Source organism: Pseudomonas sp. PA-5-4B (assembly GCF_021606215.1).
GTDB lineage: Bacteria > Pseudomonadota > Gammaproteobacteria > Pseudomonadales > Pseudomonadaceae > Aquipseudomonas > Aquipseudomonas edaphica.
The window spans coordinates 1-24,427 of the sequence record NZ_WKDB01000085.1 but is presented as its reverse complement, the minus strand read 5'-3'; the positions used below and the strand labels follow the sequence as shown (position 1 = coordinate 24,427).

The following is a 24,427-nucleotide window of genomic DNA, read 5'->3' as shown; positions in this document are numbered from 1 at the left end:
ACGCGAGAAGAGAGTAAGGAAGAGGGAGAGTGGTCGTGGAGATTTTTTTTTTTTAAAGAAGAAGCCGGCATCCGAGTTTAATCTCGTCGTCTCGTGGGCTGGGAAATGTTTAAATGGGTCTGGATATTGGCCGCGTTCACCACGCGCAACGCCGCAATGTTGACGTTGCCCGAAACACGAATCCCCGCCTCGCCCGCTTCAATGGTGCCCGCCGGCGCCAACAGGTCGATATCACCGGCCGGCACTTCGGCAATCGGCGCCAACGTCGCAATACCCGCCCCCGCGCTCGGCACGTTAGGCGACAAAGTCACATTGCCCCAGTTGTCATACACGCGTTTCGGCGGGGTATAGAGCACGGTGGTTTTCGATCCCCGACCGGCGTTGATATCACCGGCATCGGACCACGCCAGAATCGAGCCGCCAAAGGTGGTCATGATGCGGCTCTGGCCCAACAGGATGCTGCCCTGGGCGTACAACTGAATATCCCCGGCACCTTGGGTCAGCACCCCCGCAGTCGCCGGCGGCGCTGTGCCTTCGATCCCGAACACCTGCTGCCCGCCAGGGCTGAGCATCTGGATATCGCCGCCAAACCGGGTATGCACCCCGGCACCGCCATACAGGGTGATATCGCCGTCATACACGATCGGGTTGCCCGCCACGTCCTTGCTCGGCAACAACCCGTCGATAGCCGCGCGGCTGCGCAAAAAGCTGCCGGAACGCGGGCCTGCGCTCAGGTTAAATTCACGACCGCCCGCGCGCACTTCAGCGAAATACACCGAGCGCGCAAAAATGCGTTGCTGCTCAGGCCCCAGGCCAGCGAAGTACGCCCGCGCCTGATCGGCATCACCACTGAAGGCATAGCGTTCCTTGAGCCATTGCCGCAGTTCGGTCTCGTAGGTTTTCACCACCTTGCCCGTCTGCCCGGCCAGGGGCACACCGTCGAGCGCTTGGTTGGCGCGGTCCAGGTAAGGCGTGACGAACTTCAGGTAATCCAGGCCGTTAGGCCCTACCCCGGCTTCCAGCACGATAGACGCACCTGGCCGGGAATCCCCCACCGCCACCGGGCCCAGGCTGGTGATGGAGGCTTTGTCTTCCATCAATAGATTACGCCCGGCACTGACTTCCAGGGTGCCGGGGCCGGCGACGTTGAAGCTGCTGTAGGTAATGTCGCGCCCGGCAGACACCACCGAGACATCCTCGGGACGGTTATGCACGAACAGGTTGCCGCGGCTTTCGCCTATGTAGTCGCCGTTGTCAGCAAGCAACGCCGGAAACACCGTGGATGTGCCCAGATACGTGCCTGAGCCGACAATATCGCGCCCCGCTCGCATCCACACCGGACCTGCGGATTCATAGCGGACCTGCCCTTGCCGACCGCTGCTGAACGTGATGATTTCACCACTGCGCAAGCCGACGATATCGCCTTGATTGGCATAAAACCTGGCCGGCTGTGTCTGGGCTGGCGGGCGCGCAAGATCGGTTGGGCTGCGCAAGGCAAACAAGGAAAGATCAGCCTGTATCGCGTCACCGCCCAGGTTGTCGATGACGCGATTGAACCCGTTCCTGCCAACAAAGGCTGGCGCCAAAGGCGTCGCTATGGAACTCAGGCTGTCACCCGACTGGTTGACTGCATAGCCACTGGCGTAGATGGAATCGCCGGCCAACATCGCCAGCCGCCCCTGGCTCGATGGCGCCAGCAATAACGAGTAAACGGGATTATTGGGCAGCGGGCCAACGCCCAACGCGGACGCACCGAGATAGATGCTGCCATTGGCTGCCACCACGCCCAGTTTGGAAGGGAAGATAAAACGCCCATCGGAGCTTGAGTAGTTCTGCCCTTGCAAAGGCGCAAGGATGCCTGACCTGGCAAGCGACATGCTCTGCACGCTAGGCGTCAAACTGCCACCTGCGGAAAAAAGGTCAATGGCCGTGCGATCGGTCCACAGCGAGAACCAGGTGGTCCCATTGCCATAGTCTGTGCCGTTGTAACTGAATGCCTGGGTATTTTCGGTAGAAACACGTCCTGGATCGCCTGTCCCCGCCAGCACCAAGTCACCTCGGGTCGACAGGTTGGCCGTGGCGTCCCCCAACATCAACGTGATACCGCCCGTGGCCGTGCCCAGGCTGGCGGTGTACGGTGAGTAAGCACGGCTGTCCTTGGCATCCTGAGATCCGGGCACTTCACCGTAGTTCAAGGCAATGCCCCCCAGGCTGCCTGCTTGCAGGTTCAATGCACCACGCAGGTTGGTCAGTACGCCGTTGAGGCTGAGCACCTGCGCTTTATAATCGGCTGACAACGTAGCGGATTTATCACGGCTCGCGCGGGCATCCAGCCCGGGGTTCAAATCACCGCCCATGCGCACATCCAGATCACCGCCACCGGTGAGCAGCAATTGCCCGTCGACCACCCGGCCAGTGCTGCCAACAGCCAGCACCAACCCTTCGCTGCGCGGTGCTCTGACTGCACCGGGATCGCCGCGACGAACGAGCATGCCGGCATCGCTGCCCAAGTCCAGAGTCAGGTTGCCGCCGCCCAGGGTGCCTACACCTGTGAACCCCACCAGGCGTGGAAGCAGGTTTATCTGTGCGCGGTCTTCGAGTTCGATGTTGGCACCACTGTCGCTTTTAACGTAAGTACCAAAATTGATCCACCAACTGGCAGGTGTCGGGGTCACACCCGCAGTGTTTCCGGTACCTTGGCGCCACAACCAATTGCCCAGGTTCGCACTGTTGAGTTGAGTGCGACCGTCATTGGGCATGATCGCGTCGGTGAGCGGCGTCCAAACATCGCCTGTCAGGCTACCACCCGTGCGCAACAACACATTGCCGCCCCCATCGGGATACCAAGCGGCATAGGGGCTGCTTTTATCGACAAGCGTTTCATACGCCTTGGCCGCGCTGCCCAGCACCGTTCCATCCGCTGAGGTGGCGCGAGCGCGATCAAACTCAGCGGCGGCACTGCCTGCACGAGAAGCACTGGAGGCGCCGGCGGTATAAATACCATAGGGCGACTTCATCGCCACATTGCCCGCGGCTATCAAGTCCAGATCCCCGGTGCCGGTGCGCAGCACGCTAAAGTGCTGGCTCACGGGTGAGACCCGTTTCACCGGCCCGATGGTGACCTGCTCAGGTATTGCTGGAATCGGTTCGCCCAGGGAAACGCACAAATCAGGGTCGCAGGTGCCTTCGTCCTGAGGCGATACCGGCTGGCCCGGTACAAAGCCGAAGAGTTCCCCGAGGTCGCTCCATACGTACTTGACGCGAATACACATGTCGGGTTCATCACACAATCCCGACTCGGACTGCGACACTGGAGTCCCTGCCTCGTAACCGAACAGCTCGGCGGCCAAATCACTCCAGTACCATGCCCCACCCGGCCGCGCCGGTTGCGCCGGGATGATGATTTTGTCGTGGGTCTCATAGATTCCGTAGTGCGTGTCGGCCAGGGTCAAGTCGCCGGCGTAGGCTGGCTGGATCGCACGGGTATCAGCCGCCTGGGTATCGGCACCGGACACCAGGCGCAATGACCACGACTGCGAGCCCTCGGCCAGCATCGGTGCCACGGCCCAGTTCTGGCGCGCCGTGGCGCCGGTCACGGTGCGCAACGGTACCGACACCGCCGCATTGGGCAACTTGACGTCTGTACCATACGGAATCAGCGCCCCGACCTTGAGGGCCATGTCACCGGCCAGCAACACACCGTCCGTTGCACTGCCCGTCACGCCCCCACGGCTGGGCAGTGGCACGCCCGCCGGCCAGGTCATGGCGCGCAGCGAAGCCGCGCCGGCCAAGACCGTGCCCGCCTCCAGTTGTGTTCCGGCCGCCAGCACCACAGGCTGCTGCAATAAGGTGCCCGCGGCGTACAACAGGTTGCCGCCACTGTCGCGCACCGTCGCGCTCAACACCGTGTTGGCCGGCAGGGTCAGTGGCGCGTCGAGTGTGCCTCGGGTCGGCAGCACAGTGCCTTGGGCCAATGCAGTGGCCTGGATCGGTAACGGGTAATTGAGGGTCTTGCCCGTGGGGAATGCGCTGCCGTTGGCGAGTACCACGCCAGGGCCGGGCACAATCACATCGGCACCGAACCCTTGCAGCCCCGGCGTCAGCACCCAGCCATTATCGTCGGGCGTCTTCGGTGGCGGCGCAAAGCCATCGTTGATGCTGCCGTAGACATCCAGGTTGCCACCGGCACGCACCACCAGGCTGCCCACCTCGCCCGAGCCGTACACCGAAGTCTTCGGCGTGTTGGGGTTGACGCTGGCGTAACGGTAGCCGGAAAGGTCCAGGTCACCGCTCACCACCAGGTCGCCCTGGGTGACAATTTCCACACCCGGGCGCAAGTGGAACGCCTCGGCATAGCGGCTGTTGTTCAAGCCCGCGAGTTTGCCCTGCATCAGTCCGGCGTTGTTCAGGGCGTTGTTGATGAAGGCCTCGGCCAGCGCGTGCTTTTGCGTGAGGTAGTTCTGGTCAATCACCTGATACGGTCGGCCACTGGCCGACGGTTCTGTGCCCACCGGCGCATCGCTGTAACGGGCCACCGCGTTGACTGCAATGGCGCGGGCACCCTGGATGTTGACCTGCCCGCTGGCGTCGATGGCCACGTCATTGGCATTGAGCCGCGGTGCGTTCAATTCCAGCGTGCCCCGGGCCACGCCGTCAGAGTGTCCCGGACCACTGCCCGGGGCCGCAGCGGTGCCGTGGCGCAGGTCGATACGCGCGCCATCGGCCAAGGTCAATTGACCGTCGCCACTGTTGAGTTCCACCATCGCTCGGTTCGGCGCATCGATGATCTTGCCGTAGCTGTCGACCCGCAATACGCTGCCGTGCGCATCCAGCAGCGCGCTGCCGGCAAGGGTCAAGCCCTGCTTGCCGGCCAGGCGAATACTGCCGACCCGCTCGCCACTGGCATCGATGGTGCCCAGCACCGTCAGGCTGCCGTTATCCACCGAGACATTGACTTGATTGGCCTTGAGTTCATCGCCAATCACCAGGTTGCCCTGCTTGAGCTGGAAGCTGCGCGAGCCAACGACCTGGCCCTGGTTCAAGCGCTGGTTCAAGGCGGCAAAGTCCCCTACCTGCTGCGCGCGGATATCCACACCACCGGCTTTGTACGGCACCAGGGTGCCACCGGCATCGTAATAACCGCTGCTGCCGGCGCGAACCTGCCCTTGCAAGTCGACCTGCCCGGCACCGGCGTCCACCGCCACAGCCTTGAGCAAGCCGCCCTGATTGAATTGCGCAGACACGTCGATCAACGCGCCTGTCGCCTGGCGAATGTTGCCATGACGGCTTTCCAGGCTGACATCACCGCCCCAGCTGTATTTACTCACATCGCTGATTTGCACTTTGCGCCCACTGAGGTCCAGGCGTGAAGCCGCGCCAAGGGTCAGTTCTTCATCGGCGCTGAGGGTGAGCTTGCCGCTCGGCAGCACCACCGAGGTATCCAGCGCCACGCTGCGACCGGACAGCAGCAGCTCGGCGCCCAAGGCGTCGATGGCCGCCGCCTCTACCGGCGCTGTGCCGCTGGCCGGGGCCCGCACAGTCAACGCGCCACCGACAGTGATGCGATTGACCGAGCCGGCTTCGCCGGTCAACAACGGCGTGCTGATGTTCAGGTTGCCGCCACTGTAGGCGAAGCCTTTGCCGGCCTCGTACGCACCCTGGGCCTGATGTACCGTCAGGCTGCCTTTGTGGTTGGCCGTGATACGTTCGCTGGCGTTGAGGTTGACCGTGGCAAAGCCCAGCGTCATGCGGCCATTGTTGGCCAGGCTGTCGGGCTGGGCATCGCGGCCATAACCGAACGCGATGCGCCGGGCCTGCAACTCCAGGGTGCCGCTGCCGGTACCCGCCCCATTGCTGATCACGGCTGGCGGTGTGCTGGTGGCGCCACCCCATACCAGGGTGCCGGTCTGGATCAGCGCCACATCACTGGCGCTGCCGTACCCATAGATCGCAGGCGTGGTCAGCAGCAGCTCATCGAGCAGCGACTTACCCGAACTGTCGAGGGTGCTCAGCGTAGTGTTGCCATAAAAATTCAACGATTGCCCGGCGGTCAGCGCCAGGCTTTGCAAGGCCGGTGCACCGCTGGAAGCATCGCCGCGCAGCAGGCGGTCCAGCACCTGCTGGTTGAGGGTCAGGCCCGACGGCAGCACACCCCGCGCAGCGGCGTCGGCCAGCGCTTGGGCACTGCCGACGTTGATCCCACCCACCGCCAGGGCCAGATGGCGGGTGCCATAGCGCACGCTGTCACTCAAGGCAAACCGGTTGGTGGTGGCAAAGGCTATCGAGCCTTCGGAATAGAGTGATGCGTCGCCGCTGCAGGCACTCAGGCTGCATTGGCCGATAAGAATGCTGCCCGGCCCACTGGGGCCGTCACCGTTTACCGGCGCCAGCATCTGCAAACGTCCATTGGAGACTGCCAACACGCTGCGGGTGCCCGGCCGGTAGATAAAACCATCATCGGAGTCATAGGCGGCCTTGCCGCGCCCCAAGGTATTGATCGACGCACCTTGCTCGATTTCAATCGCGCCCGATGACCTGCCCGACACCAGGAACACTTCCGGCGCCGCCAGGGTCGCGTCCTGGCGCACAACCACCGAGCTCGCGGTGATGGCTGCCAGGTCGGACCTGACGAAGTTGCCACCTTGGCCATACACCACCGTCAGTTCACCGCCCACCACCAAACGGGCAGCCCCCAAGGCATTCAAGTCGCTGGCCCGCACCGACGCCATCAATGCAGCGCTACTGGCCGTTGCGGTGTCAGAAACCACTTCTATGTCGCCACTGGACAGCACCGCAACAGTGGCACCAAAACCGCCCTGTGCGGGTTTGAAGCGCCCCTCACCATCAAAGCTGAACCCCAGGTCTTTTTGACCGCCCACCAGTCGCAATCTCAGGGTTTTGGCATCGGCTTCAAGCGCAGCACGTGGCACACCCAGGCGTGCCGCATCCGCGCGAATAAAGTCTGCGTAAGCGGTTTCGTTGTACTGGGAATAACGGCGCAATACCTCAGCCGGAGTGACAATCAACTGGCTCGATAAACTGTCACGAATGTGAGTACCGGCAACCGACAGCAAGCCTTCGGTTGACCAGGAACCGTTATTCATGGCCGCGGCGCTGTGCATCGCGCCGCTGGCGAACGGCGCGGCCAAGCCGTTGATCTCCAACCGAAACGCCCCTGGCAACAGGGCGTAAGTGGACGGCAGCAAGGTGTAGGTCCCCTGTGGCAGGCCAGGCACACCCGCACCGATATTGATTTGCTGGCCGACCAGAGGCTGGGTCGCGCCCGCTTCGCCGCCGCTCGGCGCTACCCAGGGCTGGCTGCCGGGGACAATCGCATAGATGGGGTTGGTGGCCAGGCCCGGTAAGGAAAAGCGTCCGTCCGCTCCGATTTGCACCAAGGGGTTGTAGCGCGCATCCGTGGAACCGCCGCGCCCGGAAACGAATGCCGCGCCAAGCAATTGGCCGCCACCGGAAAGGTCCAGCACTGCGTCCCGTTGCACATTCAGCGAGCCGCCCGCCAGTTGCACACCCACCGCCGCATTACCTGTACTGCGGGTGCCGCCAACGCCCAACAACTCTACCTGCTTGCCGTCGTAGCGCCACGTCACGCCGTCGACTGTTCCACCATAAGGCAGCACCAGGCCACCTGCGCTGACAGAGGTCAGGCTGCCCGGCAACAGATTGATCACTTTGGTAGCGCGCGTAATACCACCGTCCACACCCAAGCTGAGACTGCCCATAGGCGCGCGAAGCACACCGCCTTGCTCGATGGTCGAGGCGTTCAGCGATAGGCTGCCGAACACTGAGTAAGGCAGCGCCGGGTCCGTACTGCGCACCCGGCCAATGCGCAACGTACGCGCCGGGTCAAATTCACCGCCGGTGTTACCTGCCGTCACCTCGGCAACGGCCCCGGTCGCCGGGTAAATCTGCGCGGCGATCAGGTTCAGGTCGGCTTGGGTGGTCAGGGCGGTTTGGGTTTTGTCGGCGCTTCGGGCCAGAAAGCGCATATCCCCCTGGCTGACCAAATGAGCCTGGTCAAAGGCACGCCGGTCAATACCGTTGGCCAACGCTTTGGAGCGCTCGGCATGGGCGCCGAAATTGACGCTATCACGCACATCCAGCACGTTCGACGCTTCGACGCTCAACAGGCCAGCCGTACCTTGAGTGGAAACGCCGCCCTGGACCGTCGGGCGCACCAGGCTGTCGGTGGCGCTGTTGTTGTTGCCCACCCCGGCAAGGCGCACATAGGGTGCGGTCAAAAACACCTGAGACGGCTTCGCGGCGCTATCGGTCAAAGCCATGGCCCCTGAATACAGGCTCAGGCTCTGCCCCAGACGCAAGGACACATCACCGTCAAAGCTGATCAGGCCGTTGCTCAGCAGCGACAGGTTGTCGAAACCGCCGGCGCTGACCTGGTTGGCCGTCAGCCGTCCATGCCCGTAGGTCAAGCCGCCCGCCACAGCTTCAGGCGTACTGCCGATCGGTAAAGGCGCGCCTGAATCGGCGGCACTGACGACCAATTCACGCGCCTGGCGCACACGGGCAACGGCGGTATCGAGGTACAACGGCGCTTCCAGGGCCACGTTCAGGCTGCCACCCGCCGCACCGGCGCCGCCACTGTTGGCGCTAAGCGTGCCGTCCAGATAAAGGCCGTTGCTGGAAGCCAGGGAGATGTTGCCGCCACGGCTGGCGACCAGCGTGGGGCCAGCACCGGACATGTCCAGTAGCGCCTGGCTACCAGAGGCGTTCAGGCGTGCGCCTTCGCGCACCACCACAAACAGGTTGGCCGCGCTGGCGATTCCGGTGGCCGGGTCGATCAGCCCGCCAATCACGATAGTGCCGCCCTGGCCCACCACGCCGTAGCGCCGCCCCAGGCTGTCGACAGCCGTGGCTGCGCGTGCGGCCACGTCCAGCACGGCGTGTTCGCCGACCCAGATCGAACGGTCGTGACCTTTGGCCTCAACACCATCGGCCACCGTGGGCTGCACGCTGACGCCACCCAGGGTGATAGTGCCGCCCCAGGCATTCAACGTGCCGTCCACGGTCAACTGGCCAATGCTGCGCACGCCGATGGACTGGCCCGGATCCACGTTGATCACCGCACCCTGGCCAATGCGCGCCTGCACCACTGCCATTTGCGCGGCAGTGGACAATGGTGTGCCGGCTTGCAGGCTCAGGCTGGCGCCTTTGCGTGGCGTCAACTGGCCTTTGGTGGGGGTTTCGCGGTATTGCGGCGGGGTCCAGATTTGCAGTGCGCTGCGCGGGTCGGCGCCGCTCACCAGGTTTTGCGCGGTGTCGTTGAGGCGGTACACCGGTGCAGTCACGTCGACCTGAGTACCGTCGGCTACTAACAAACCTTCGTTGCCGGTGATGTCGTAAGCGCCAAAGCCTTTGTTGAAGAACCCGCTGTCGAGTTGCAGCGTGCCCGCTTGGGGCGCGCCGGGCTGATCACTGATCATCACTTTGCCGGCCTGCACACTCAGGCGCCCGCCGCCACTGACGCCATAGCCGAGCAACTCGCCGTTGAGGGCCAGGTTGCCGCGGCTGTCTGCACTGTTGGCGTTGGCCGCAAGCGTGACGTCGCCGCCCTTGCCACCGATCAGCTGGTTCCTGGCATCCAAGGCCGCGCCGGAAGACACGTCCACCCGGCTGCCGGCTGCCAGGCTCACATCGCCACTGCTGCGCAAGGCCACGTTGCCGCCGTTGAGGTAAGGCAACCGGCTGCTGTCGCTCACACTGAGCAACTGGTTGCTCCACAGACCGCTGGTATCCAGCGACACGCCAGCATTGACAACCAAGCTGCCGCGACCACCAAGGGTCACGTCGTTCTTGCCGGTCGGCGTAATCTGCGCCTGCACGTTGCCCAGCTGCAGGCTGCCGGAATGCGCGGTGAGGTTGGCATTGACCTCGATCCTGGGACCAAACAAGGTGATGTCACCGGCGGGCTCCACCTCCAGTGCGCCATTGACCAGAATCGAGCCGGTGCTGGCGACCTTGATCGATCCCAGTTTCGTCGCGCTCAACGCCTCACTGTCCAGATACAACGTCGACACTCGATCAGCCGGCAGTGCGCTGTTCAAGTCCAACCCGGCCGCGACGGCAGCGGCCCTTGGCCCCAGCACCACGTTCTTCGCCGTGTTGGCGTCCGCGCCCAAGGCATACTGCAACTGGGCACTGTCCTTGACGTAATACGGCACATAACTGCCCACCACCAGGGCGGCGCCACGGGCCACGGCTTTTTGCGATTGCAGGTAACCGTCCAGGCCTTTTTGCGCAGCCTGGGTCTGGCGCTCACCCTGGTAGGTGTCGCCGACAATTTGCCCTTCCAGCACGGCGCCGGCAGTACTGACGACCAGGCGCCCGGCATCGCGCCCGACGGTATAGCCGGCTTCGCTGCGCTCGCGCGGGGCGATCAGCGGGTTGTAGTAATAGTCGGTCACGCCCCAGCGCTGGCTGTGGTCTTCGTAACCCTTGTAGATCCCGGTATAAAGCAAATCCCCCGGCGCACTGGACAGCTCGTACAAGCGTCCATCAGGGCCTTTGAGCCAGGTTTGCTGGATCTTGCCGGCCTGCACATCAAGGGTGCCGCCCGACAGGTTGATCTGCGAACCCTGCCGGGTCACCACGTCCTTGCCGCTGAACGTCACGGTGCCACCCTGGGCCATCCATTCGCCAATGCCGTGGTTGCGCGTGCCCAGATAGCCGCCCACTTCCAGCAGGCCGCCCGCGGTGTACCAGCGGTCGGTGGCATAGCCATTGGTGCCGGCCGGGACAAAAATCAGGTCGCGGACATCCACCCACACATCGTTGTTGTTCAGCGCTTTGCCGTCACGGTTGACCGCCGCATCGCGCTGCTCGTTACCCTGGATATTGACCTTGACGCTGTTGGACTCCATCGCCAACTTGACGCCGATGGCGCCGGACACGTCGATCACTGCGCCGTCACGCAGCAAGCTGCGCTGCGCGGCCTTGACGCCGACCTGACCACCCGTTGCCAGCGTCAGGGAGCCGCTGCGAAAGTCCACCGTGCCGTCACTGGTGATTTCCACCAGGGATTGGTCGCGCCGGTACACGTCAGCCGGCACGACGTTACCGGCCTGGTCAGCCGCCGGGGTAATCAACCCGGCGCGCTGGCTGTCGAGGGCGTTGCTGCTGTCGAGCACAATGGCGCTGAGGCTGCCCTCGCCCAGGCTTACGCTGGCGTTGCTGCCGGTGCCCTTCAAATGCACGGTGCCACGTGCTTCCACCGAGGAGCTTGAAAGCACCACGCCGTTTTGCAGCACCTGCTGGCCGGTCAGGGTGATGTCCCCCGTAGAGGCCTGGATCAACCCCGTGTTGCTGGCCTTGCCACTGCCGGTGACGCTGACTTCGTTGCCGCGTGTAGTGGAAGCAACATTGCCGTCGGTGCTGTAGCCCTTCTTGATCACAAAGCTGTCGCCCGCCGCCAGCACAGTCTGGCCGCGTGCAGTGGAAATGCTGCCGGCGTTTGCCACCTCTTTGCCCAGCAACAGCACATAACCGCCACCCGCCGTCGATGTCGCGGGCACCTGGGTCTGGATCTGCGCGCCGCGCTCGACCGTCACATTGCCGGCGGCCTGGGCAAAACTCGGCGCGCTGTTGCTGGCGCTGTACAGGCCCCTGGCGGTGAATTGCTCATCGCTGAACCCGGTGGCTGCCGCCACCAGGTTGCGCACATTGACCTGGCTGCTGCCGCTGAATACCACGCCGTTGCCGTTGACGATCATCACCGTGCCGTCGGCCTTGATCGCCCCCTGGATCTGGCTAGGCGCGGTGCTGTTATTGATCTTGTTGAGCACCGCCCAATCGCTGTTCTGCTGGAACTGCACGGTGGTGTCGCGGCCCACGTTGAAGGTTTGCCAATTGAGGATCGCCTTGTCGGCCGTCTGCTTGATCGACACCAGCGTCTTGCCGTTGGCATCGGTCTGCACCGGCCCTTCGGCGTTGACGAACAGCGGCTTGCCATCTGCGCCAATCACCACATTCAAGCCATTACCACCCAGGCCGTTGTGGATGCTCTGCGGCGCCGCGCCCGCGCTGCTTCTGGCAGCGGCCTGCACGGCCTGTTGCGCGGCAATCGCGGCGACGCTGGTATTGAGGTTCTGCAAGGAGCGCTGCAACTGCTCGTTGCCGCGCTGTTGCTGGGACAACGGCGGCGGCGTTCCCGGCATCACCACACCCGGTCGTGCGCTGCCGGCCGTTTGCGCTGCGCCCTTGGCCGAAAACCAGCCCGAACTGAACGCCTGAGGCTGCGCCGCGTGGGCACCACCGGCAAACACCAGCAGCGCAATGACCTGGGCCAGGGGTTTGAGCAGCAACACTTGACCTGAGGTGGCAGGCACCTTGTCGGCACGGGTAGCAGGCAGCTTCAGTCGGGAACGCATCACTTACAGGTCCTTTTGACGGGTCAGGCGAACGACGGGCACGCAAACACTGCGCGGCCACGTGTCGGGGTTATTGCTTAAGGCAGTTGCCGGGGGGCGCGACCGAACTGTTGTCACACAATGTTCACGCAGTGCGGTTCAACTGGCGGGTTGGGCGAGGAAACGACAAAACCGGCAATGACGCGAAGTCATTGCCGGTTGTGGGGCAAACCCTGTCGAGACGGGGCTTACTGCGGACGGCCAATACCGTTGCAGGTGTTGGTGTCGCCCAGGCGCAGGGCGCTGGTGGTGGCGTAGAAGTTGTCGTGGACAGCTTTCTGCCAAGTAGCGGACAACGGGATGAACGAGTGGCTGCTGGTGGTTGCGTTGTTCAAACCGGTGTAGTGACGGTTCAAGAACACACGGATACGCGCGGTGTCAGTGGTGTCTTTGTAGCACTGGCTGAAGACCAGGTTGGTGTAGCCCACAATGGGGTAGCCTGCGGTAGGGTTAGGAAACGTAGGGACCCAGTTCAAAGGATTTTTGGCTTCGTCGCTGCCAAGAACCGGAGGTACAACACCGTCAAGGCTGGCTTGAACGTTGACTTCAGTCGGCAGGAAACCGTTGACCGAAGCAACAGCGGCAGCGCTGTTGAACTGTGCATAGTCAGGGCTGACGTAACCGATGGCACCGTTGTTGTTGGTAATGGCAGTGGCAACACCTTGACTGCCGGTGACCGCGATGTAGCTTGAGCCGGCCGGAGCGCTGGTGGCTGGGTCAAAACCGATGGCGGTGACGAAGCTGTTGCTGACAGCCGGCACCGAAGCAGGTTTTACCGCCTTGAGGTGGTTGGTCAAGATCTCGGTAGTGCCGCTGGTTTCCTGGCGATAGACCACTTTGATCTGCAGGTTTGGACCCGCAGCCCCGTTGAATAGCACCTGGTTCCAGTTAGTGATTTTGCCGGCAAAGATATCAGCCAACTGGCCACTGCTGAGCTGCAGCGATGTCTTGCCGTCGATGTGGTAAGGCACTGTCACCGACGTGGCCTCGGCCGGGATTTGAATCAACGGGCCGTAGGCGGCACGGCCGTTCACGGCGTCAGCATTATAAGCCGCCAGTTCCGCAACGCTAACGATCGAGTCACTGCCCGCATAGTCAACGGTGATGCCGGCAGCCAGTTTCAGCTTGGTCGAATCATTACCGAAGAAGGCCTTTTTGCCGTCGCCGCTGCCTACACCGATATAGGGGTTAAAACCAGGGACGGTGGCAGAGAGGATGCCGGTAGCCGTGGTCGAAGTGGCCGTGCTGCCGTAGAGTTTTTCCGGCAGGGTGGCACCGCCACCGACCACTGCGGCCATGGATTGGGCGGAAGCCAGTGCTGCAACTACCAAAGAGGCTGCGATCATAGTGCGCTTAAACATGAAGAATCTCCTTTCGTCGTGTTTGTACGTTTGGGTAGAGGGCTCTTGCATGACGCTATGGCTTCGGTCCCAAGCCGTGTTCCGGGGGTGGCTGGGGTTGAGGCCATGGGTAGGCAATTTCGCAGCATCCGATGACAGCAAAAGGAAAAAACCTCGGGAGGAAGCGCTTGATTTTACGAAAGATTCTCGGGTGTTTCGGTCATGCTTTTGAGCGATTTCAAGGCAGGTGACAGCGAGGTTTCAGCGGGGTTTTGCTGGATGCGGTGTGGGCTGTGTCGCAGTGGGTTGGATGTGACGGAATGAGGAACCCGAGGTTGCAGTGATGCATATAGGGAGCGAGCAGAATCAACTGAATAAAACCGACCCAGATGTGGGAGCTGGCTTGCCTGCGATGCAGACACCTCGGTACATCAGGCACACCGAGTTGATGCCATCGCAGGCAAGCCAGCTCCCACATTTGACCGGGTGCAATCAGGTCACCAGTTGGTTGATCTCGATGATCGGCAACAACACCGCCATCACAATCACCAACACCACCGCCCCCATCACCACAATCATCAGCGGCTCCAGCAACGCCGTCATGCCCATCGCCCGGCGTTCGATATCGCGGGACAAGGTCTGCGCCGCACGTTCAAGCATCGGCGGCAGTGAACCGGTTTTTTCGCCGCTGGCAATCAGGTGAATCAACACCGGCGGGAAGACCTTTTCCACTGCCAATGCAGGCGCCAGGTTAACGCCTTCGCGAACCTTGGCGGTGGCATCGTTGACGCACTGGCTGAGGCGGTCATTGGACAAGGTCTGGCGCGCCGCCTCCAATGCCCGCAGCAACGGCACGCCGGCGCCGCCGAGAATCGCCAGGGTCGACGCAAACCGCGCAGTATTGAGCCCCAACACAAACCGCCCGATCAGCGGCAAGCGCAGCACCCGGCTATGCCAATTGAGCCGCGCCAGCGGGTTGCGCAGGTACAAGCGCCAGCCCCAAAACCCACCGACAATCAAGGCAAAACACAACCAGCCCCAGGCGCGGATAAAGTCGCTGGCATTGAGCATCGCCAGGGTCAGCCCCGGCAGGTCCTGGCGCGCCTGGGAAAACGCGCTGACCACCTGCGGCACCACATAGCTCAACAGGAAAATCACAATGCCAATGGACACCAACCCGACCACGCCGGGGTAGATGAACGCCGTCATGATCTTGCCGCGCAGGTTGTTACGCTCCTCAATGTAATCGGCCAGGCGCTCCATCACCTGGGCCAGGTCACCGGACTCCTCCCCCGCCGCAATCAAGGCCCGGTAGATCGATGGAAAATCCCGTGGCCGCGCCGCCAAGGCGTCGGCCAAACGCATGCCGCCGCGTACATCGCCGCGCACGGCGGCCAGGGTCTGGGCGATGTGTTTTTTCTCGGCCTGCTCCACCGTGGCACTCAGCGCCGCCTCCAACGGCAGGCTGGCGCCCAGCAAACTCGCGAGTTGCCGCGTGGCCCAGGCCAGATCGTTGTCCGACAGTTTGGGCGTGAACAGGCTGCCGCCGCCGGCCGCCGCTTGATTACCCTCAATCTGTACCTGCAACGCGGTCAAGCCACGGCTGCGCAACTGGGCAAACGCCGCGCTCTGGCTGTCGGCTTCCACGTGCCCGGCTTCGATTTTGCCGCTGGCATCGGCGGCTTCGTAACGATAGCGATTCATCAGGCGTCCCGTGTCACGCGCAGGATTTCTTCGACTGCGGTGGCGCCGCTGCGTACCCAGCGCTCGCCATCCTCGCGCATGCTGAACATGCCGGCGCGACGTGCAGCCAGGCGCAAATCCTGCTCGCCGGCGCCTTGGTGGATCAGGCTGCGCACATCGTCATCAACGCAGAACAATTCATGGATGCCGGTACGCCCGCTGTAACCGATCTGGTTGCACTGCGCACACCCCACCGGCCGCCAGGTGCCAGGCGCCGCGGGGTCTTCCTGCTTGCAATGCGGGCACAGGCGCCGCACCAGGCGCTGGGCCAATACGCCCAACAATGACGAGGCCAACAGGAACGGCTCGACGCCCATATCGATCAAGCGGTTGACCGCCGACACCGCGTCATTGGTGTGCAAGGTGGCGAGCACCAAATGCCCGGTCAACGAAGCCTGCACGGCGATTTGCGCGGTCTCCAGGTCGCGGATCTCACCAATCATGATGATGTCCGGGTCCTGGCGCAGAATCGCCCGCAGTGCCAGGCCGAAGGTCATGTCGATCTTGGCGTTGACCTGAATCTGGCTGATACCGGGTAAGTCGTATTCCACCGGGTCTTCGACGGTGAGAATATTGCTGGTGCTCGCATCCAGCCGCGCCAGGGCAGCGTACAGGCTGGTGGTCTTGCCGCTGCCGGTCGGCCCGGTGACCAGCACGATGCCGTGGGGCTGGCGGATCAAGGTATCCAGGCGCGCCAGCAGTTGCGGCTGCATGCCCAGGGTTTCCAGCTGCAAGCGCCCGGCCTGTTTGTCCAGCAGGCGCATCACGACCCTTTCGCCATGCCCCGTCGGCACGGTGGACACGCGAATATCAATCGGCCGCCCCGCCACCCGCAGGGCAATACGACCGTCCTGGGGCAAGCGTTTTTCGGCGATGTCGAGCTGGGCCATGATCTTGATCCGCGACACCAGCGCGCCATGCAGCGCCTTGCGCGGCGACACCACGTCACGCAGGGTGCCATCGACGCGATAGCGCACCACGGAATGGGTTTCGTAGGGTTCGATGTGAATATCGCTGGCTTCATCGCGCGCAGCCTGGGTGAGCAAGGCGTTGATCATGCGGATCACCGGCGCGCCGTCCTGGGTATCGAGCAGGTCGGTGATTTCGGGCATGTCCTGCATCAGGCGGTCGAGGTCGACTTCGTTCTCAGCCGCGCCGACCACGGCGGCGGCACTGCCGGTGTCGGCGTAGGCGCTGGTGAGCAGGCCGTCGAGTTCGTCGTCGCGCACATGCTCCAGGCGTGATTGGCCGAATTGGCGCTGGACCTCGCTGATCGACCAGCCGGGGGTTGAGGGGCAAACCGTCAGCACCCTGCCTTCATCGCCGGGGCGCAGGAGGATGCGCTGGGATTTGGCCCAGACGTAGGGGAGCAAACTCATACACCACCGTACATGTGGGAGCTGGCTTGCCTGCGATAGCGGACTTTCAGCTGAAAAATGTTCAACTGACCCACCGCCATCGCAGGCAAGCCAGCTCCCACAGTTTGATCTTCATACTTCAGGTAGATCACGGCCGCACCTGCGAAACCGGCACTGCCCGAATCACCGCCCTTGGCCCCTGCTGCTGCGCCCCGGGAATCGCCTTCTCCACCGAAGGCAACTGCGGCGCCTGCACATCCGGCAGCGCCCAACTGTGCTCCGGCTGCAACCCGCCCTGGGCGCGGCGCATGAATTCATAGCGGTTCAAGGTGATACTGCGCCCAGCGCCACTGTCGCGAATAATGTAGGGGCGTAAAAACACCATCAGATTGGTCTTGGTGACGCTGCGCTTTTCATTGCGAAACAGCGCCCCCAACCCAGGGATATCCGCCAGCCACGGTACCGCGTCATTGCTCTGGCTATAGCCGTCCTGCAGCAACCCGCCGAGCACCATGATTTGCCCGTCATCCAGCAAAATACTGGTGTCGATCGCGCGTTTTTGGGTCACCGTGCCCGCCTCCACCGAGGCGCGTGTGTCGACGCTGCTGACCTCTTGGTAAATATCCAGCTTCACCGTGCCGCCTTCGGAAATCTGCGGCCGCACGTTCAGCTTCAGCCCCACCTCTTCGCGCTGTACGGTCTGGAACGGGTTGTTGCTGGTGCCGCCGCCACCGGTGACATAACTGCCGGTGACAAACGGAATGGTCTGGCCGACAAAAATGCTCGCTGCTTCGTTGTCCAGGGTCAGCAGGTTCGGCGTGGACAGCACGTTGGTGCCGCCTTTGCTCTTGAGGGCGCGGGCCAGCACCTTGAGGTCGAGCACCTTGCCGATCCCCGGAATATCCACGCTGCCGTTGACCAAGCCGATATTCAGCCCTTTGGGCAACACATCGATGCTGGTTTTGCCGGTGGTGACCAGCCCACTGCCGCCCAGGTTGACGCCGCCGAATCCGCCCTTGCCGCCAAGATTGCCTGCCTGCCATTGCACGCCGAACTCACTGGCGTCATCTTCGCTGACTTCAACGATCAGGCTTTCGATCACCACCTGCGCGCGGCGCTGGTCGAGCATGTCGATCACTTCGCGCAGGTTGCGGTACAGCGGGTCGGGCGCGGAGATCAGCAAGGTGTTGGTGGTAGCGTCCGCCTGGATCGTCACACCACCGGCGCTGAACGCAGTGTTCTGATCGCTGGGGGTGCTGCTGTTGGCGCTGCTGCCCGAACTGCTCGACTGGCCGTAGCCCGACGACTGCACACCACTGCCGGTGGGCGTGCCGCTGCTGTTCTGAGTATTACTGCCCTGGTTATTCTGGGAGCCGCCGCCCATCGAGCTGAGTTTGCCACGGGCCTCATCGCTGACCCCGGACTCGCTCTCACCGGTCAACAGCCCGCGCAACGACTGCGCCAGCTTGCCCGCCTGGGCGTTGCGCAGGTACACCACGTGCATATTGCTCGGGTTGCTCTGGGCATTGTCGAGTTTGTAGATCAGGTTACGCGCCAGCTCCGTGCGCTCGGGGCTGCCGGAACGAATGATGATCGAGTTGGAACGCGGGTCGCCCACCACGTTGATCTTTTGCGTCTGGTCGGCACCCTGGGTTTCCAGCAATTCAGCGACCATGGCCGCGATATCGACGGCGATGCCGTTCTGGATCTTCACCACATCGGTGTCGATGGCGCTGGGCGTGTCGATGCCGTCGATAATCTGCGCCACCCGCGCCAGGTTTTCAGCATAGTCAGTGATGACGATGCTGTTGTTGCCGGGGTAGGCGTTGATCGGGTTATTCGGCGACACAATGGGACGCAGCACCGGAATCAGGTTGACCGCATTTTCATATTGCAGCCGAAAGGTACGCGTCTGCATGCCGCTGCTGCCGGCGCTGTAGATCGGCCCGCCGAGCAGCTTGGCATCGGCCTCGGGCACCACCTGGGCGACGCCGCCCACATCCACCACGCTGAAGCCCTGCATGCGCAGCGCCGCCAGCAACATCTCGTAGGCCTGATGCGCCGGCACCTGGCCTTCGCTGACCAACGTGAGGTTGCCCTTTACACGCGGGTCCACCAGAAATTGCTGGCCGGTGGCGCGGGACAAGGCACGCACCACCGCCTGGATATCGGCGTCCACAAAATTCAGCTGTACCGGCTGGTCACCCAGCGGGTTGCGCGCCTTGAGCACCGCCGGGGCATGGCCACGGGCGCTGTTGGTCACCGGGTGCTGCACGCGGGGGGCCGGCGCCGGTTCGCGCTGGCGGTCCAGCACGGTTTCGCCGCTGCGCCGCGTGTCGGCCAATGGCTGGCCCAGCTCGCTGTCCACCAGCAAAGGCTTGGGTGACTGCGGGTTACTGCACGCGCTCAGGGCCAGCAATAGCAGCGGCGCGACTTTGCGAAAAGGCGCGGAGTTGGGGACTGACCACTTCATGAAGCTTCCTTAGCGCCAAGCGCCTGATCCATGCGAACGGTCCCGGACACAGTGCCGGCCGAGTTGTCGACGGTATCCGGGGCGCGTTGCAAGCGTGCCTCGGACACTTCCAAAGAAAACGAACGGGGGTTACCCAGCAGCCAGTCCACCACAAGGTCGGCCGGGGCCTTCTCGAAGGTCAGCCGCCAGCCACCAGGAGCCAGCGCCTGCAGTTGGTAATGACCTTGCAGGCCGGCGCCGTCGAGGGCTTGGCGCAGCGCGGTTTCATCCGCCTGACGCGGCGCCGCGACGCCCTGCAACAGCACCTGCAAGGCTTCGGCCTGGGAACGCAGCTTCGGGGTTTCGACCTGCCAATAGTCGATTTTTTTTAGCGCCGGCTGAACCAGCACCAGCCAGGTCAGCAGGCTCGCCAGGATCAGCCCGGCACCGGCCAACATGCGTCTTTCACGCACGGCCAGGCCAGTCCAGAACACATGGGACTGACTGCGCACCTGCTGCCACTTATTCATCGTCGTCCTCCTCCGGGGTGACGGTGTTGTCTGCCGGCCCCAGGGTCCAACCTTGCTCATCACGGGTCGCGGCAAAACCGGCTTCGGCCAGCGCCGCCTGCCAGTCGCCTTGCGCCGCCGGGCTATGGCTGTCGGCCAACAGGCCCAGGTGCAAACGGCCCTGCTCAAAGCTCAGGCTGTCGACACTGCCGACCAAAAACGGCAAGTGGCTGCCCGCCAGTTGCAGCAGGCTGGTAAAGCGTTGGCCGGGATCAGCCGCCGCCCCGCTTTGCCGCGCCGCCAACTGTTGGCGCACCTGCTGCAGAGGGTTGAGGATCACCGGCAGCTCGGGAAAGGCCTGGCGCACCTGTTGGCTCATCAGCGCCTTCAGCCGCTGGCCTTCTTCGGCCTGGCGGGCGGCGTACAGGTTCAGGCCAACGGTCCAGATAACGACGGCCAGCGCCGCACAGGCCAGCGCCCTGCCCCAGCCGCCGGTAGCACGTTGATTGAACTGCCCCTGCAAACCCCAGGCGGGCACTGCGCCGCTCCAGCGCTGCGCGGCCTCGACCAACTGCACATCAAGGGTTTGATCCAGGGCGTGTTGCCCCAGTGGATGCACGGTGGCTTGTTGCAGGCTATGTCGCGTGAGCAAATGCCCATCGTCCAGCGCCGCCGTGGCCACCGGCAAGGCATACGGCGCCGGGTACAGGCCGCGCAGCTTGAGCGGCACCTGCGCCAGTACCTGGCCCAGTTGTGCCAGCCCGGCCTTGGGCACCCAGGCCACCTGCACAAGACCGTCGCTGCCACGCGGGCCGTGAGCCACCTGCATCTGATCGATTGGCCCAAGAATCAATGCCTGCGCGGCGCAGGCCACGGCGGCAGCGGTTTTGGCGGCGGGTAATGGCGGCAACTCCAGGCTGGTCAACAGGCTGTCACGCGGGTGCAGGAAGCAGTCCACTGGCTGGCGGTGTTGGCCCAACTGCTTCAGGCTTTCGCGGCCCTCGGCGATCACCCTGCCAGCGTCCAGCCAGGCAAAGTTCACCGGGCTGTCGACCGTCAGTTGATCAAGTGGCGGCAAGCCAATGCGCAAACGCTTCATACACCCACCCGCGACCAGATCACCTGCGGCTGGCGGTCTTCGGGCCGGTGCAACAACGCCTCGATCGTCACTCGGCGTTGCTCGCGACGGGCCTGGCCCTGCAAACGGAACCACTCGCTGGTAATACCCACCTGCACCGAATCCATCGCCACTTGGGGCATGCGCAGACGGTTAACAAAGTCGCCACGGTTGATAAACCAGCGCCCGCTGTCGCGCTCGGCCACCAGCGCCTGGGCCTGGGCCAGGCTGAGCAGCGGCACCACCGCGCTGAGCACTTCGGCGCTGGCGGTATTGCCGTTGACCCAGGTGTTGCCGGGCAGCACGCTGACAAAAGCGTGCAGGCGCCTCAGCACCTGTGGGTCGATGCCTTCAATACCACTGAGGTCATCGAGGCTGCGCAGCATCGGGTATTTGGCCGGCAGGCGCTCATCCGACGCGCCTTTGTGTACAACGCGCTGGTCATAGGAGCCGATCACCCGCTGGCTGATGCGACGGCTCACGGCCGGGTCGACGCCGATCAGCCGACACAAGCGTTCGAAGTGCTGCAATTGCTCGTTATCTTGTTGCTGGCGATTGACTAGGTTACGCAGATTGAACTTGCCCTGTTCATCCTCCAGCCGCCCTTCAAACACACCGCCCTGGGCGCGTGCCCACGGCTGGTCGAGGCGGGTCAACACATCCTTTTTACGCGCGTCCCACAGCAACAGGCGGCTCTGTTCCAGCGCGCCCAGCAACAGCCACTGGCCCTGCACCCGCAGTTGCTCGGCCTCAAGGCTACGGGTGAAGACGGTCTGGCGTGTGAGCATGGCGCCAGCGATCACCGCCACCACCGCCGCGATCAGCAGCGCGCTGATAATCGCCATGCCGCGCTGCTTCGCCGCTGCGGGCGAATGCCTGTTCATGGCGGGCCTTACAACTGCCAGGAGCCGATATCGGCATTCACGCCGTCGCCATCCGGTTTGCCGTCGGCACCCAGGGAGAACACATCGACCTCACCATTGGCGCCGGGGTTGAGGTAGTGATAAGGGTTGCCCCACGGGTCGTTGGGCAGGCGCTCCAGGTAGGCGCGCCAGTTACTGTTCTTGGCGTCGGCCGGGCGTTCTACCAGCACTTTCAAGCCCTGGTTCATGCTTGGGTAGCTGCCGTGGTCGAGCCGATAGAGTTTCAGCGCCTGCATCAACCCGCCGATATCCTGCTTGGCCGCCGTGGCCCGTGCCTGGTCGGGCCGATCGAGCACTTTGGGCACCACCATCGCCGCCAGAATCCCGAGGATGACCACCACCACCATGATCTCGATCAAGGTGAAGCCACGTTGGCCGCGCGGGCCTGGCAATGGGGACGTTAGGGGCGCGATTTCCATCTCGACATTCCTTGGCTTGGGTGCATTTCGTGGCGCAGTGTTGCAAGAACACATGTCAGTCGTATTGAAAATCCTCGGGAGGTTTGGTCGCTAATCGGTCAACTGCCGGCGCTAGTCTGCGGGCCTGTTTCCCGGCTTTGAGAGCGCCATGTACAGCCGCCGCAAGGAGCAAGGCTTTACCCTGATTGAAGTGCTGGTGGCGCTGGCGATCATTGCTGTGGCCATGGCGGCCGCCGTGCGCGTGGCCGGGTTGATGACCCAGAGCAACGGCCTGCTGCGCGACAAATCCATCGCGTTGCTGGCCGGGCAAAGTCGGTTGGCGGAGCTGCGGTTGGGCGGACAGCTACGCAGCGGCAAAAAGACCTTCGACTGTGACCAGGGCCGACTGAAGCTGCGCTGTGAGCAGACCATCAACGCCGAGGGCCGCCTGTTTCAGGTCAGCCTGCTGGTGCTCGATGCCAGCCGCGAAGCGCCGCCGCTGGCGCGTCTGGCGACCCAGGTCATGGCCGAGTGAGTGACGGTAATGCGGGCGCGTCCGGCAACTTGTCGAGGTTGACGCGCAGCTTCTCGCCGCCGCGCTCGATCTCCACGCCATCACCTTCAATGGCCGTCAGCCGCACTCCGGGGCCCAAACGCTCGCCGAGCAGGAAGCTGCGCGGCGGCCCATCGTTAAGGCTGAGGATCGCCACCGCGCCACGCGCGCCGGCGAGCACGCCCGAGACTTTGACCTGCAACACCGAGGGCGCGCTGGCAAACCACTGCAACGCCGGGTTGTCACTGCGCGCCGCCAGCGTCTGGGGCGCGGCCTGGGGCGTGTGGGACTCGGCGGATGTCAGCAGCAACGGCGTCCACACCGCCACCCCGGCCAGGGCCGCCAACAAGGCCAGCGCCTGCACACCGTGGGCGGGCGAAAATCGAAGAGCAAATGCCATGAGCGGGACCTCCTGTCTGTGCGTGCTTTCAGCCTACAGGCCAATTCGCACGTTTTTATTTCACAAGCTCACCAGTTGTTCAGGAGTCGGGCGATGAAACAGCAAGGCTTTACTCTGATCGAGTTGATGGTGGTGCTGGTGATCATCGGCATTGCCAGTGCCGCCATCAGCCTGACCATCAAGCCCGACCCGCTGCACCTGCTACGCAAGGATGCCGAACGCCTGAGCCAACTGCTGCAAGTGGCCCAGGCTGAAGCCCGTGCGGACGGGCGCCCCATCACCTGGCGCGCCGACGCCAAGGGCTTTGGCTTCAACCGCCGCAGTGATGACGGTTCAGGTATCGAGACCTTCAAGGGCGACAGCCAACTGCGCCCGCGCCCGTGGGAACACACGCCGATGCAGGTCTCAATCGAACCCGGGCGGGTGCTCGTACTCGACGCCGAATGGATCAGCCCGCCGGTGCGCGTGGTGCTGTCCGATGGCCAATACAGCCTCAGCCTGCAGCGCGATGCGGCCGGGCTGATGCGTGTGGTGACTCAACCATGAACCCATCCCAGCAAGGCTTCACCCTGATCGAAGTAATGGTGGCGATCATGCTGATGGCGGTGGTCAGCCTGATCGCCTGGCGTGGGCTCGACAGCGTGACCCGCGCCGACCAGCACCTGCAGGCCAGCACGGAACAGACTGAAGCGCTGTTGCGGGCGTTGAACCAGCTGCAACGCGATGTCAGCCTGCGCGCCAGCGTGGAACTGAGCGCGCCTGGCCCAACCGAAGACGACACCGCCAAACCTGCCGGGTTGGCCGCCGTGACGGTGCGCAGCTCCGACAGCAAGGGTTTTACGCTGGAGGTGATTCGCAGTGCACCGGTGGCCGGAGATGGATTGCAACGCGTGCGCTGGTGGCTCAAGGGCGACAGCCTGTACCGTGCGGCGGCGCCTGCGCGGGAGCGCTTTCCGTTGCCGGCGGCCAAAGGCGGGGTTGTGGTGTTGAGCGGGGTCAGTGATGTGCAGGTGCGGGTGTGGGAGGCGGACAAGGGTTGGCGGCAGCTGAGTGGCAATCGGCGGGAGGATCCGTTGGGCATGGAGATCAGCCTGGTCAGGCAGACGCCCCAGGGGGTGGAGCGGTATCGGCAGGTGTTGGGGCCGTTGCGTTAGCTTTACTGCCTTGGCGCGGTGGGCGGTGGGCGGTGGGCGG

The 24,427-nt window shown here is 63.5% G+C and carries 13 protein-coding genes; 3 read left to right on the top strand and 10 right to left on the bottom strand.

What is annotated here, in order from left to right; translation table 11 throughout:
• Nucleotides 1-77: 77 nt before the first annotated feature.
• The 9 genes from GIW28_RS27290 to gspG all read right to left on the bottom strand — a co-directional run bounded on the left by GIW28_RS27290 (nucleotide 78) and on the right by gspG (nucleotide 22,301).
• Nucleotides 78-12,401: a filamentous haemagglutinin family protein gene (locus GIW28_RS27290; RefSeq protein WP_236490439.1), complete on the bottom strand. Its 12,324-nt coding sequence runs from the start codon at nucleotides 12,399-12,401 to the stop codon at nucleotides 78-80.
• A 227-nt stretch (nucleotides 12,402-12,628) separates the two neighbouring features.
• Nucleotides 12,629-13,801, bottom strand: coding sequence for a substrate-binding domain-containing protein (locus tag GIW28_RS27285; protein ID WP_017139649.1), 1,173 nt, complete (start codon nucleotides 13,799-13,801; stop codon nucleotides 12,629-12,631).
• A gap of 471 nt (nucleotides 13,802-14,272) precedes the next feature.
• Nucleotides 14,273-15,484, bottom strand: a complete 1,212-nt coding sequence (gene gspF / locus GIW28_RS27280; protein ID WP_017139650.1) for a type II secretion system inner membrane protein GspF — start codon at nucleotides 15,482-15,484, stop codon at nucleotides 14,273-14,275.
• The gene (gene gspE, locus GIW28_RS27275) at nucleotides 15,484-16,902 is read right to left on the bottom strand and encodes a type II secretion system ATPase GspE (RefSeq protein WP_170039731.1); all 1,419 of its coding nucleotides are present in this window, start codon (nucleotides 16,900-16,902) and stop codon (nucleotides 15,484-15,486) included. Before gspE ends, gspF begins: the two co-directional genes overlap by 1 nt.
• Nucleotides 16,903-17,029: 127 nt before the next feature.
• Entirely contained in the window at nucleotides 17,030-19,354 is a 2,325-nt protein-coding gene (gene gspD, locus GIW28_RS27270; RefSeq protein WP_170039733.1) for a type II secretion system secretin GspD, read from the bottom strand.
• A complete protein-coding gene (gspM, locus tag GIW28_RS27265) occupies nucleotides 19,351-19,863 on the bottom strand; it encodes a type II secretion system protein GspM (RefSeq protein ID WP_177032443.1) in 513 nt (170 codons plus the stop codon). Before gspM ends, gspD begins: the two co-directional genes overlap by 4 nt.
• Nucleotides 19,856-20,941 carry a type II secretion system protein GspL gene (gspL, locus tag GIW28_RS27260; protein WP_236447319.1) on the bottom strand — a complete coding sequence of 362 codons (1,086 nt, stop codon included), beginning with the start codon at nucleotides 20,939-20,941 and terminating at the stop codon, nucleotides 19,856-19,858. Before gspL ends, gspM begins: the two co-directional genes overlap by 8 nt.
• On the bottom strand, nucleotides 20,938-21,843 hold the full coding sequence (gene gspK / locus GIW28_RS27255) for a type II secretion system minor pseudopilin GspK (RefSeq protein WP_236458963.1): 906 nt from the start codon (nucleotides 21,841-21,843) through the stop codon (nucleotides 20,938-20,940). Before gspK ends, gspL begins: the two co-directional genes overlap by 4 nt.
• Before the next feature lie 8 nt (nucleotides 21,844-21,851).
• On the bottom strand, nucleotides 21,852-22,301 hold the full coding sequence (gene gspG, locus GIW28_RS27250; RefSeq protein WP_017139656.1) for a type II secretion system major pseudopilin GspG: 450 nt from the start codon (nucleotides 22,299-22,301) through the stop codon (nucleotides 21,852-21,854).
• A gap of 148 nt (nucleotides 22,302-22,449) precedes the next feature.
• On the opposite strand from gspG, the gene gspI reads away from it, so the two are divergent.
• Nucleotides 22,450-22,815 carry a type II secretion system minor pseudopilin GspI gene (gene gspI / locus GIW28_RS27245; protein ID WP_017139657.1) on the top strand — a complete coding sequence of 122 codons (366 nt, stop codon included), beginning with the start codon at nucleotides 22,450-22,452 and terminating at the stop codon, nucleotides 22,813-22,815.
• Here gspI and GIW28_RS27240 read toward each other — a convergent pair.
• On the bottom strand, nucleotides 22,802-23,233 hold the full coding sequence (locus GIW28_RS27240; protein ID WP_236448215.1) for a type II secretion system protein N: 432 nt from the start codon (nucleotides 23,231-23,233) through the stop codon (nucleotides 22,802-22,804). The genes gspI and GIW28_RS27240 overlap by 14 nt on opposite strands.
• A 93-nt stretch (nucleotides 23,234-23,326) precedes the next feature.
• Here GIW28_RS27240 and gspH point away from each other — a divergent pair, with 93 nt between their 5' ends.
• A complete protein-coding gene (gspH, locus tag GIW28_RS27235) occupies nucleotides 23,327-23,779 on the top strand; it encodes a type II secretion system minor pseudopilin GspH (protein ID WP_026013888.1) in 453 nt (150 codons plus the stop codon).
• Complete coding sequence (locus tag GIW28_RS27230) at nucleotides 23,776-24,387, top strand: prepilin-type N-terminal cleavage/methylation domain-containing protein (protein ID WP_017139660.1); 612 nt, start codon at nucleotides 23,776-23,778, stop codon at nucleotides 24,385-24,387. Before gspH ends, GIW28_RS27230 begins: the two co-directional genes overlap by 4 nt.
• Nucleotides 24,388-24,427: the final 40 nt, after the last annotated feature.